At 36.0% G+C, this 14,367-nt stretch carries 7 protein-coding genes; all 7 read right to left on the bottom strand.

The genetic code is table 11. The annotated features are described in order from the left end of the window. Positions 1-340 precede the first annotated feature (340 nt). Positions 341-1,033 (bottom strand): hypothetical protein, encoded by a 693-nt coding sequence (locus A6733_RS04920; protein ID WP_092402838.1) that lies wholly within the window; start codon positions 1,031-1,033, stop codon positions 341-343. 1,082 nt (positions 1,034-2,115) lie between these two features. After that, positions 2,116-3,108, bottom strand: a complete 993-nt coding sequence (locus tag A6733_RS04915) for a hypothetical protein (protein ID WP_092460535.1) — start codon at positions 3,106-3,108, stop codon at positions 2,116-2,118. Between the two features lie 2,266 nt (positions 3,109-5,374). Then, on the bottom strand, positions 5,375-7,174 hold the full coding sequence (locus A6733_RS08840) for a hypothetical protein (protein ID WP_092460530.1): 1,800 nt from the start codon (positions 7,172-7,174) through the stop codon (positions 5,375-5,377). A gap of 1,525 nt (positions 7,175-8,699) precedes the next feature. Next, positions 8,700-8,852 carry a hypothetical protein gene (locus A6733_RS08835; protein WP_175330590.1) on the bottom strand — a complete coding sequence of 51 codons (153 nt, stop codon included), beginning with the start codon at positions 8,850-8,852 and terminating at the stop codon, positions 8,700-8,702. A gap of 464 nt (positions 8,853-9,316) precedes the next feature. Then, entirely contained in the window at positions 9,317-10,435 is a 1,119-nt protein-coding gene (locus A6733_RS04900) for a hypothetical protein (RefSeq protein ID WP_092403472.1), read from the bottom strand. A gap of 1,194 nt (positions 10,436-11,629) precedes the next feature. Next, positions 11,630-12,580, bottom strand: coding sequence for a hypothetical protein (locus tag A6733_RS04895; protein ID WP_092403476.1), 951 nt, complete (start codon positions 12,578-12,580; stop codon positions 11,630-11,632). Between the two features lie 493 nt (positions 12,581-13,073). Beyond that, complete coding sequence (locus A6733_RS04890) at positions 13,074-14,318, bottom strand: serine hydrolase (RefSeq protein ID WP_092411136.1); 1,245 nt, start codon at positions 14,316-14,318, stop codon at positions 13,074-13,076. Positions 14,319-14,367 lie beyond the last annotated feature (49 nt).

Here is a 14,367-nt window from a genome sequence, read left to right as displayed (position 1 = left end):
ACACATGGTAAGCTGGGGAGTAACCACAACCCTAAAACACTTCCCACCTTATATGCGTCAAAGTTTTCGATAAACGGCCCACTCAAATTTATTGCTAAATTACAATAATTAACATTTATCAGGGCTATGACAGATTTTAGTGCACCATGACATGTTCTTACAATGGTTCTGTTACTTCTTTTTCTTATATTACAGAACATTCCCATATATAACATGATCCAGTAGAACTTATTTTCGTACCAGAAGGTAACTTTCTTTCCAGCATCGGCACTACCTTCATGGTAGCAAGCTTACCGGTATTAGTAGTAGCTTTGATACAGCAACCTATAGAAAAACTCTGTTATTTTGTATCCGTATATGGCAATGCAACTTGTCCTACACATTCTTGACCCAATACTGAGGTGCAACTATTGCCACTACTAAGATGCGACAATGCTTTACTCACATGGTATCTTAACTCTTCCAACAAACTAAGATTACTACATTCTTTAGGTTGAATATACCCACGTGGCAGTACGCTTATCCACAATAGTTTAAGTATTTCTTCCAACCTTGAAGCACTAGTAAAATTTTTAAGCCATTTACTTGAATGGTAATGGAACTCCAATTGATATCTATATACATCTTTCCAGATTGCACATACCTCTTCCTCACGTGTGCTAGGTCCATGATATATTGATGAGATTAAATGTGGCAAACATGACATTTTTTCCTTGGCTTGACGGCAATTTTCCAAATGATTGCCCCTACACGCAAGTATGCCCATTGACCGAAGTACTATTTGCTCCAATACACCACCTCGTACACCTTCAAACATACCAGAAGAGTCACTTTTTGATCCCATATTAGCTATTCTATTTATGATATATGAAGCCTCTTCATCAGTGTCAGTATCAAGATCAGGACCATGACCAGGACCACGATAAGAATTTTTCCTGATACTCTCCTCTTCATCAGATTCAGTTTCACAACTGTTGCTATCACTAATAAATTTATAATTTTTACCTAACAGACGACAACGCATATTTTCCATATCATCAATACCTATAATTTATACAAAAGTTATTTTTTTCTACTCTCTCTATATACATGTTGATATATTGTTTTCGTTACTTCTTAGATTTCATCGATCTAGGTGACACAAGGTATATATAATAATAAACGCTGCCAATGTATGCTTACCAATAACCTAACAAAAAAGTTAACAATGTCAACCAGCACTCAACAATCACTCTAAAACAATGTTACGTTTCCAGTTAGCGTGAATTATATTCTATTCAGTACATACTGACGCAAGCAGAACATTGTCTCAAGAGCAGGTATCAATTAACAGTGTTGCTAGTCAGATTTTTGTTGACGATTTAATTGTTAGAACAATTAACAACCAGTTCCATTTTGATGTGAGGCCTACGGTAGTATTAGCAGAGACAGAAAAAAGCATAGCCATTTTTACATACCGCTACCGCTACTAGTTGCAACAGCTCTCTCCTTAACTAACTGCGCAACATGTGTAATAGTGCAACTAAAATATTAGCCGTCTTTTCCATGGAGCTTTACTGATTTTTTACATGATTGTCTTAGTGATTATACTCTTCTACATATTATATAACGACGAGAGTGGACTACACCTCAATTTTCTCTATACACACACAGATGCACAGTTTTACATATGTGCTTCTGCATACGCTATGCAGTACTACCACCTTTAAAGGTAGTATAGCGATACTATGGTTAAATCATGTGCCAACATTTCATGTACCAACATTTTTTCTTGAGCGCAGTATGAATTAGAGCCGTACGTCTAATAGTGCCATATGCTATTGCTTATGAACTACTTTTCATTTACGACCTCATAGTTCATGTAACTCACTTAATTTTACCTTAAAAATAAGTATAGACCATTAATTGTTGTTTTGACGCATCATAGAGGTTTATAGGAAACAAATTTTGCACTAACAAAACCAAATTACACTCGCAATAATGATGCGATGTCTATGGAACACAATAATACTAAAATATCTCTGCTGTTTGCCTATATATTGGTGCTAGAGCAATACCTGTTAAGATAAATGATCTTACTTAAGCTTATACTTAAGCTTATATATATCTGGTAAATTATTTATATTTACCACTGTAAAATCCCTGTAATCTGGAAAGTACGCTAGCCATTCTGTAACTCATTCTTTTATCAGAAGATAGTTTTTCCTCAGAATAATTATTACTTTTATCATTAGTAGCAGTTTTGGCAACATTACAAGCTCTGGAAGCGGAAGCGGAAGCGGAAGCGGAAGCGGAAGAATAAGTTAAGTTAGTATCTGTTTGAGTTCCAATGCTTGAGTATCTATGCGTTTGAGTTACGATATCCGAAGAATTATATGTTTGGGTTTCAACATCTGAGGTGCTGTTTGTTTGAGTTCCAACATCTGACGAATTATGTGCTGGACTATTGCTGTATGATGCATTACATGTTTGAGTCTCAGCACTACATACTACAGGCATAAATGTGTTTAAAGATGATAACACTTTCCTTATAGAACTTCTGAACTCTTCTAAAAACAAACAGACATTCCCTGCAGTAGATGTATTATCAGCATTTTCATTGGGCAGTATACTCTTCAACAACCTCCTGAGTGCAGATTCTATACTCAAGACGTTATCAACCTCCGATGACATGTTCTCTAAAAGGAGTGCAGATACGGAGTAAGCCATTGAAACATTTCGGATATGTTGATTCCTAAAAGCTAATGGAATATCAGGTACTTGGTTTCCTACAGAAATTAATGAAATTGAATTCATCAAAGATAATACTTGCTCACGCATCTTGGTATATTCTTTAAAATGATAACCTCGGAGCATAACCATAGCTTTTGCTAAGAGCATTACATGATCCAACACTGCCCATGAGCAATGTTGGAACATGCCTGTAGTGTTACAATCATCTTCCATATTAGTTACCGTGCTAACTATATGTAAAGCTTCCACATCAGGATCAATTCCTTCTACGTGACATACTTCCATAGCTAAGTTGACCCCATCTGGGGGAGATTCTATTTCACAAGTATAAGTGTCACTGCTGTAACCGTAAGAACTACTTTCTATATTACTCATTCCAATACCTATAATTCATATCAAAATTTTTGTTATTTTATTGCTGTGTACTTAGCGTTATATTATTTCTTTGCCATGATTTTTTAACCATGTATCTAGTTATAGATGTAGCTATATATATAGCATAATATTATAAAATTAGGAACTCCGTATGTGTATATTTAGAAGAAACTAAATGAAAATATCTAGAGTTATAGTTAATATTATCATCCTATTTTATTTTTAATTATTATAAATTGCACTTGATACGATACATATTGATGTAAGTAAAGTATAGCTCCATGAATGTTATGTGTTAATGGCATAACTGTTGATTTTTATTAACAATATAAGTTACTGTAATTTATAATGAGCTATATAATTATTAAAATAATACAATGCTAAAATAGTTAGTGATAAATTGCTATTTTTCTGAGTAGTTTATGGTTATAGTAATAGAGATGGAGCGTTTTTCGTATCTGTATATGACATATATCATATACGCTATATGGTGTTGTATTATAGATATTTTATTACTTGCTGTAGAGAAGTTTAATTAGTATTTTTGTTTGCTCCTCATATATGCGGATATTTGTGATAGTAGTTATGAATTTTGCTGCCATGTACAATGGTGTGACTAAAGTATTTGGTGCCATTTATTCGGTTTTATTGTTTTTTTTCTGTACTTTTTGAATGAATTGAATGGCAGCGCAATGGTCACATAATTGGTGTAGTACGCCTGCACTTTAACTTTTTCATAGACATTGGTGATATGTTCGAACATATCTATATATGGTCCCCTAGGTCCACAGTATTTGTGAATTAGTACTCTCTACATTTAATGTGTACTATATGCACATTCTGGTGAATGATAACTTAATATATATCTACACATACTCCAGTAGCTATACTCAATAGCACATTATAAAGAAGCTTATAAGTGACAAATTTAGCATTTGCGAAACTGACGGTATATATATGAAATCAATCTGTGAGAGAATATACTAAGATAAGCATGAGATTATTGTTACAGCACTAATTGTTGTAACATGACCATAAGCAACAATACTAAATATTCTGCTACCATTTTTTCACACTTTCAGCAACGTTTGAGTGGAAGTGGTTGCTCAGTTAAACTTGTAACTGGGAAACTGTTATAGAGGGTAACTAGTTTTTCTAGTCTAATATTTGACCCGTGGTGGAGTGAGTGTTTTTGTGTTTGCAGTACGACATCTATGGCGCTATATCTTTGATATCTACTATCGCAGGTTACCAGTATGAACGTGTTTGGTTATTTTAGAGATGATGGTGTTTTTCTTATCTAACTTTTGGGCTCGTATAAAAATAAACTTCCGTTTGGTGTAGATATAGGTGGGCTGTTATTATATTCATATAGCAGAATGTCCTTTAGCAATTTTTGGAGTGTTATTTCTATGCCAAAAATTATATCAATCTAAGAAGTTGTTATATAAGTAATAACAACAACAAATATCTTGTATTACTAATGAGTAAGTGCTGTATTCTTTGTTAATGTATATCATATCTTCCTTTCATTTCGACCATTTTATATAAGAAAAGAATGAAATAAGCATAGATTTGCTATGTTGGCAGGTCAAGTCAATACAGGCAGATCGTACTCTAATAAAAGAGGATTATCTAATTAGGGTGTGTTTTTTAATTGAGCATTTCTTTTTCACCAATCAGTCATTGATCGATGCAAGGCCATTACGGTAGAGTACGTCGATGAGTTTTCTATAGTGTATTGCTTAGGGAAAAGACGATTTACATGAGCACCGTCATCTAAAAAGTTGTTTATGCAAGCATTACAAGTAATACAGTTGCTAATTGAAATACTCCACTTGACTGATCGAAGGCACTAGGGGAGCTTTCTTATTCAAAAGGTTAAAGGATAAAGCCACCGATTACTTTTATCGTGTCTTACTACAACACTAGTCTTAATTGTGGACATAGTGTGTCTGTGTTTACGCACACAGCACCAACAAGGCTTTAATTCTATCATTATAACTCCAGCAATTTTACGCTCATGCATTTCTTTAATCCATGAAATACACACACTATGGCACCACACACCAGGCCTTGTTGACCCCAAGCCAACCCAAACAAACTTATGATGAGCATTGTCAGGCTGAACATAGTGACAGGGACAATACCACATACGAGAGAGAGCGTTAGTAAGGGGGGGCATATCTCACAAAACCCCCACCCACAAACTCCCTATCACACACGAAGTCAACATTCGTATACATTGCTTGGTGGCCGCGCACCGCTACCTAGTCATGTGTTTGTAAAATCCTGGGACTTTCGAAGTAGTAGAGGCATGTTCTCTAGAAGAACTTCTTCTTACAAGAGCACCTACCCTTTCTTCTCCAGCATCAGCTTCTCCGGCAGCAGCTTCTCTGGCAGCAGCAGCTCTTCTTCTAGCTCTAGCAGCAGCAGCAGCTCCTCTAGCAGCAGCAGTTGTTCTTCTTCTAGCTCTAGCAGCAGCAGCTCCTCTAGTGGCAGCTCCTACTCCCGTTCTAGCAGCGGCAGCTCCTCCCCTTCCTCTGGCTGCTTCACCGTCTGATGGTCGCCATTCATCATCACTACCATGCACGCTACTATCATTGCTGCGGGGGCCACTATCAGCAGGAGAATGTACACTACTACTATCACTTCCAGTTTCAAAATCTTCCTCTTCCTCTTCCCTTTCAGCTCCGGCTAATGGTGGCCGCCATTCATCACCACTAGAATAATGGCTACTATCAGTAGGAGAATGTACTACACTACCTCCACTTTCAAAATCTTCCTCTTCCTCTCCTCCTGCTCCGCTTCCTGATGGTGATTGCCATTCATCATCGCTATGACGACCACTGCGACTGCTGCCCGCAGGAGAAGATGCACTACTACTTTCAAAATCACGAACTTCTTCTTCCATTACTTCTTCCATTACCTCTTCCATTACTTCTTCCATTACCTCTTCCATTACTTCTTCCATTACTTCTTCTGATGATTGCAATTCATAACTACTACCACTGCTGGTACCACTGCTGCTGGTGCTAACAACGGTAGAAGATAAATCACCTTCACGAGATGAAGTTCCAGTAGTTGATGTTGGAGGTTGTCGCCAATCATGACCATAGTCTCCAAGAGGGGAAGGTGTACCAGCACCGCCTTCAGAAGCGCTACCACCTTCCTCACTAGCAGCAGATGATAATGGTGGCGTCGTTGTTGAGTGTCGTTGAGATTGCCTACTATCTCTGCCGTGTGCACTGTCAACAGCTGAGATGGTAGAAGAAGATGTACTATCACCTCCACCCCCCACATCTGCAGAATCTTCTCCATGTTGTGTTGGCTGTGGGGCTCCCCATCCAGCAGCCGATGTAGATGCCATTGCTAACATCATCAATCCCGCCAATCCCGTCTCTACTGCAGGCGCTCCCGATGATGTGGACGCAGTTGCTGTTGCCGCAGATGATGTGGACGCAGTTGCTGCAGCCGCAGCCGCCGTTGCTGCAGTTCCCTCCAGTGATGCAAGTCTTTCCTCTACAGAAACAACTAAATGTCCATATGCTGCACCTCTAGCACCTCTGCTACTTGCATCGGGAGCTATACTAGACAACAAGAGTCTAGCGTCGTGCACTAAACCAGAAGCGCGATCTGTATTCGAAGATGCCTCATCTATGAGTGCACACATCCTAAGTTGTCTTCCTAATATGGAAGAAAAATTACCCGCAGTTGTCTGCGGCATTGAAACTTGCAATTGACGTACCTGACCCCAAATCAAGCCATTTCTATGTACCAGAGCACCTCTTTCAGCAAGCATTGATTCTACACGCCTCAACATAGCTTCTATAATGCTCCACGGTGAGTCCCAAAACATTCCCCTTACTAATCCAATTGATCCTATGGCCATTACTGTATCAGCCATACGCTCAACTTCCTCCTGCAATCCTGTCGCAGGAGAAGATGCAGCAGCCCCAGACGCCTCAGCCGCTGCAGAATCTACTGCATCACCAACATCATCATCAGATGATGAGGATCCAGTTTCGGGATTCTGCCACGACCTACCACTGCCCAAATTTCTCATAATTCACTTACTCCCTTGTTGTTGTCACTCTTTTGTTATTTTTCTACCAGTAGCCCAGTAGCACATTATTCAACTAGCACCCACTACTCGATTTAGCAGCCACTTAAAAAAAACAAACACAATCACCGTAGACTCTTGACCAGTGATAACCACATAATAAACACCTATGGTAGCAATTACTGTAGTAGCAATTCATATTACTATTAACTACTAGCTCACGTATTTGCTATTCCATGCATCTATGGCAACAACGAGCGCAACAACGAGCCCACAACTTATCAATTAGCGTAAACCACTACGTTATACTGATGTAGGACGAATAGCGCTTCAGGAAGAGGTATCCATTAGTGGTGAATTTGAATAGTGCTAGTTTGAGTTTTATTTTCAGTTTTAAGCTCAACTAAATACTCCAATTCCTTTACTGCTCTTATCTACCCAGTGCCACAACGCCAACCAGTAATAAGTAGCGATAAATTGCCATATTTATGAATAATTTTCTATGCATATGTGCAACCTATACGCCTATACATTGCATAAAACTATCTAAACGCCTTTAGGCTTCGCTTTGGTATGTTTGAAGATATTGTAAACTGAAATTTAGTTAATGGATACTATTTGTTTTGCTCTACGGTGGGGGTTAAGTTGTCTATTAATAATAATTTATTACATTATTGCACTTGTTAGTTGCGATATAGCTATGGATTTGTACACACACGATTTACCAAAAATACTATTTAGAATGTAAGCGCACATAGAATTGTTAATTAACGATGTTTTTAATTACGTAATATAGGCAATCAAGTAGTAATAGCAGAGTGATAACCATATTTATCTGCTACCAGTTCATTGAACCTAATTTCACTAAAACCCAACTAAATTTTGTATGAAGCACCTTGTCTTAGATTGCCTATCACACAGCATCTATTTATTGTTATGGGTAACTTCACATGAATGCTACTAATTCTACCGTCTCCCTATTTTTTTAATTTGCTGTTACACCTTTAACCTAGCAAAGTTGTATTACTGGTATTTAATGGTAAAGGGCAACAATAAGCTGTGTAAAGGCATTAGATATTATTGTTATATGGTTGTTGCTAATTTAAGTTTGTTGTATTTGTCAACTCAAACTGACTAGAATATTTTTCTACTCTTGCATCTCATGTTTGCCGTTACTGCACAATTATCCTAAAATAGGTTTCTACTAATTAAGACTCGGATATTTTCTTTTTCTGTTGCTCTGCTATGCTACATATGACGGAAGTGTCAATTCTATTTACAATACAGCATAGTAAATATTATTTATACCCATCTCAGTGATGCACTGCATGCATTTTAGGAAGTGTTGCGCTAGCGACTTCGTGTGATTTATTTTTGTTCCATAGTAGTGCAAATTCACCGTCTGTACTTTCATAAATTTACTAATTGTTTGAGGAAAACATCATTGAAATCCATTGTCGTCTAACATTATTTGTGACAGTATTTCTAGTTCGTCTACGCACGAGAGTAATTCTGTATTGCCAGAGATTTAACTAAAGGAATAAACAGTAGTTTCGTCTTGTACTTCTCCTTGGATGACGTCGACTCTGGCATTAGGAAAATAAATTGAGTCGTTACTAGTATTTCCATAAGTATCAGTAGCAGCAAAATCTTCTATTGGCAGACCAAGTTTTCTCTTCAACCTATAACTATTCTCTTAAGTTCAAGTTTTTGATAGATTTCATATTCAATAAATGTACCTTCACTTGTTTCAGTTAAGTTATATTATTCAATAATTAGTCCCAATGGGCATACCCTAATATTACTATACTGGGTTTTGGTGTCCGGTGAATTTATTAATGGTACCTGTGGCAGAAAAGATAGATCTTGTTCATTCTTGATTAAATAGGTTGCCTGCTACTTTGGGATCATAGAACTGATAATTTTTTGGCAATCTAGATCGATGCTGTAACGGCATTTATCAGTAACACTATCCTTTTTCCTATAGCAAAGACTAGGAGTTGTCTTACTTTTTTGCTTATACCCAGCTGTTTGTTGTCAAAAAGCTCCATGCGGATTTGCATATACTTTAGTTAATTATGCCAATTATATAGCATATTTACTGTAGTTGATTACGGATTGTCTACTTCTCTGTCGCAATTTTATCTATGTGTATGTATATTGTGGTTTCTTAGTGGTTGGTTTTTTTATTGTATTTTTTCCCTTTTCGCCAGAATGCAATCTTTTTCCAAGACTATTATTGTTTCTTTTAGCAGCAGCTCTGGAAGCAGCAACAGCAGCACCTTTGGAGGCAGCAGCTTCGATAGCAGCAGTAGCAGCAATTTTGGAAGCAATAGCAGCAGCCCTAGAAGCATTATTAGCAGCACCAGAAGCAGCGGCAGCAGCTTCTGCAGCAGCGGCAGCAGCTATGATGGCATCGTCATTATTGGCGGCAGCAGCTGCCTCTACAGAAGCATTAGCAGCTTCGATAGCAGCAGAAGCAGCATTTCTAGCAGCGGTAGCAGCAGCTACTATAGCATCAGCAGCAGCTTTAACAGTGGCGGCGGCTTTAGAAGTAGCAGCAGCAGCTTTTTCAGTTCGAGATTCTTCAGTAATTTTTACGGATTCTCTATCCTTAGGATCTTGACCAAGAGATGCTAATATTTTACGTGCAACTGATTCTGAATATGGTGATAAACCAGATCCTGAACTGATTGTTACACCTGTAGATGTAGATGGATGATAATTACTTGTTATATCTGAAGTGTCACTATTATCAGGTGGCAGTATCCCTATTAACAATCGTCTAAGAGTTGCTTCTAATGAAAGAGCTGAATCAGCTGCGTCCAACATCTTATCTAAGAGTACTGCCCGTACAAATTCTGCTCTTACAATATTGGATACTACACTGCTAGAAGCATCAGAAATATTTTTAGACATTGATTCAATTAATCTATTCAAAGGTGGAAGATTCCTCAGCAGTTCATGATTTCTATTCCAATAACTATCTCTAGACTTTAGCATGTCTTTTACTCTATCCATGGTGATTTCCAAGACTTCACTTGAGCAATATGAAAACATTCCTGCGAAGTAGCTACCATTTGTCATATTGGATGCTGTGCTAATAATCATTGAAACTTCTGCTTCATAGGCGGGATTATTATTGATTACTATAAACTCTCCTGCTGATATTTTTCCTTCAGTAGGATTGCTTTTATAATTTCCATTATTACATTCATGTTCATATATTAGATCATGACTATATCCCAGACCTACGTTCTTCATGACAACACTCCCTAACTCCCGATTTTACATGATATTTAGTACCCATATAGAGCTCAAGACTAAAACACAACATTCATTAATGTCTACCTAATATCTAACTTACAAACTACAACTAATCTGATCATATTGATTTAAGTAAAATAGTGCTTAGATAAATGTTATGTATTAATAACTATTATCTGAATATTAAAGTCATATAGATGCAAAAATTATTAATAATCAATCGCTATTTTGGTCACCAGTTCATGATGTAAGCAATATATTAATAGCATAATTTGCACACTGTATCCTAAGATATTTTTTTATTGACCGTTATTATTTTCATAAATATATCAAATCATCATATGGTAACATTAATTTGTGTATTTCATGCTAAGCAAGTAACAAGTGATAGAGGTTTATATATAATATAAAGTTTTTTATGCTGAGTAATCATCTATGTAGTAAATTAGATATAATTACATATCAACTGATTGCTAGATAATCAATCTGAAATGTGTTTGGATAAATTTAAAAACTGACATTTTTTGTTTAATTACATCATAAAAGCATTGATAAAAATTTGGTATATAAAATATTTTTACGTATCATATATGATGTGCTACATATGAATCATAAAGTCTGTTAATAGCAACTTAATGTGATTTTATTTTGTGCCAAAGTAGAGTTAATTAGCCATCTGTATTTTTTATTCATAAATTTACTAACTGTTTGAGGAGGATATTGTTAAAACTCATTGTAATTATCACCAATTAACATTATTTGTGTCAGTATTGATAATTTTTTATGTACGATAACTATTTTACATAATCATAAATTTCTCTAAAGTAATAAAAAATAGTTTAGTCTCGTACTTCTTTTTAAACTATTTGTGTTGATTATAATACTAGGCTAATAAATTTAGCCATTACTCTTATTTATACAAGACCTATTAGCAGCTAAATTTTCTACTTGTAAATCAAGTTGTTACTTATAAAATTATAATAGTTTATCATGGGTTCAAGTTTTTTATAAAGCGCATACTCAATAATATATATCTACACTTGTTTTGGTTCTGGGCTATATATTTGTTTATTGGAATTTTATCTACATAGATATCATGTTTATGATTAGATATTTTTTGCCCAGATGTTTTTCTTTTTTTACCAGAAGATTATTTTTTATCAGAACTATCATTACTTCTCTTGCCAATAACTATTGAATTGGCCAAGTAGCAACGTTGGAAGCAGCATCTTCCATAGCAGCAGAAGCATCGTTGTAAGCATTATTAGCAGTACTGTAAGCTATAGTAGCAGTTTCTACAGCGGCAGAAGCTAAGATAATAGCATCATAATTATTGGCAGCAGCAGCAGCTTCTACAGCGGCAGTAGCAGCTTCGATAGCAGCAGCAGTAGCATCTACAACATTAGCAGCAGCTGCTTTGACGGTAATTGCAGCTTTAGAAGTAGCAGCAATAGTTCTCTTAGTTCGATCTTCTTCAGCACTTTTTACAGATTTTTTATTCTTATGAGATTTGCCAAGTGATGCTAACATTGCACGTGCAACTGACGCTGAATATGATGACAAACCATATTCTTCTCTGATTGTTACACCTGTAGTTGCAGATGACTTATTATTACTTGTCATATTTGAATTGTTATTATTTTCAGATGGCAGTATTCCTATCAATAAGCGTCTGAGAGTTGTTTCTAACGAAAGAGCTGAATCAGCTGCGTCCAACATCTTATCTAAGAGTATTGCTCGCACAAATTCAGCTTTTACGATACCGGATAGCACACTACTTGGAGCGCCAGAAATATTCTTAGATATTGACGAAATTAACATATTCAATGGAATAATCTGACCCAGAAGTTCATGATTTATATTCCAATAAGTATCTCTGGACTTTAGCATATCATTTGCTCGAATCATGACATTTTCCAATATTTTGTTTGAGCAACATGAAAACATTCCTGCAATGTAGCTACTATTATCCGCGTTGGCTGCTATACTAATAATGGTTGAAATTTCTTCTTCATAAGCAGGATTATGATTTACTACCACAGGTTCTACTGTCGATCTTTCTTCTTTAGAGGGGCTGGTTTCATAATTTATATCCTCAGCATAATCACACCCATATTCACATCTTAGACTTACATTATTCATAATAACACTCCTAAGTTCCTAATTTTAAAAAAGATATTTTTTGTTATCTTTTACATGGTATTTAGTACCTATGTAGTTCAAGATTAAAATACAATCTTTATTAATGTTTGCTCAATATCTAATCCAATAATAGTAAATAGTGATTAATATTCCTAACTTATTTATAACTTACAAACTATGAACTAATTAGATCATGTCAAATACTGACCCAAGAAATATTATTTATTAGTAGTATTAGTTTTATTTTTTTGTTGCTGATTGATATAGATGAAAAAACAATTAATAATCAATTGCCGCTTTGACTGTTAGTACATGTTATAAAAAGAGCATAAAATTTGCATGTATACACAATGCATAACTTACACGTTGTAACCTACAGCATTTTTATTGATTATTTGCTATTTTTGTGAATATATTAAATTATTATTCGATGATACTATTTTATTTATGTGTTTCATATTAGACAAATGGCAAATAGAGGTTTGCGTATGAATTAACTAAGTTTTCCCATACTAATTAATCCTCTATAGAATAAATCAGCTATAATTCCATATGTGCTGGTTACTGCACAATCAGCCCAAAATGTGTTTGGATGAATTAAAACTTGGCTATTTTTTTTGTTACTTAGGTATATGATGGCAGCGTTAGCTTTATAATCTAGCATAGAAAATGTTCCTACCCACCCCGTGTGCCACACTGCATTTGGCTTAGGGAGTATGCCAGTAGCGATTTCGTATGGTTTATTTTTGTGCCAGAGTAGTGCAAATTCACCATCTGTACTTTTTTCTTTCATAAATTTACTAACTGTTTGGGGAGAGCACCACCGAAATCCATTGTAGCTACCACCGTTTAACATCATTTGTGATAGTATCGCCAGTTCGTCTACGCACGAGAATAGTCCTGCACTGCCGGAGATTCCATCAAAGGAATAAAAAGTGGTTTCGTCTTGTACCTCTCCTTGGATGGTGTTGGTTCTAATATTAGGAAAATAAATTGAGCCGTTACGAGTATTTCCACAAGGCTCAGTAGCAGCAAAATCTTCTATTGACAGGCCAAGTTTTTCCTTTAACCTATATTTAGTTCTCTTAAGTCCAAGTTTTTGATAGAGTTCATATTCAATAAATTTATCTTCACTTGTTCCAGTTATATTTTCAATAATTAGTCCCAATAAGCATACTCCAATATCACTATACTGAGTTTTAGTGTCTGGTGAATTTACTAATGGTACCTGTGGCAGAAAAGATAGAGATCTTGTTCGTTCTTGACTAAATAGGTTCCCTGCTACTTTGGGATCATAGAATTGATAACTTCCTGGCAGTCCAGAGCGGTGCTGTAACAGCATTCGTACGGTGATACTGTCCTTTTGCCCACAGCAAAAGCTGGGAACGTAGTAACTTACCTTCCTGCTTATATCAAGCTGTTTGCTATCAAAAAGCTTCATGCAACTTTGCATAGTTGCATATATTTTAGTTAATGATGCTAAATCATATAGCGTATCTACTGTAGTTGGTTCTGGATTATCTATTTCTTTATCGCAATTCCACCTATTTTTGTACCCATATGCTTTCTTCCACACAACAATTCCATCCAGCATAAGAAGCAATACCGCACCGGTTAATCCCTGCGTTACAGATAAATCAAGGGTGCGATCTATGCAAAGCAGCTCCTTTGGTGGATATACTGTATTAGCGCAATGTTGCACCACAACATCTTCTCTTGAAAAAATATCAGTTTCCATGAAGCTTGGTCTCGAATACTTAATTTACAATAATCACCACTCTTTATTG

Source organism: Candidatus Ichthyocystis sparus (genome assembly GCF_900078745.1).
GTDB classification, from domain to species: domain Bacteria; phylum Pseudomonadota; class Gammaproteobacteria; order Burkholderiales; family 2013Ark19i; genus Ichthyocystis; species Ichthyocystis sparus.
The sequence above is the reverse complement of the archived record's forward strand: the minus strand, read 5'-3'. Positions and strand labels throughout refer to the sequence as shown.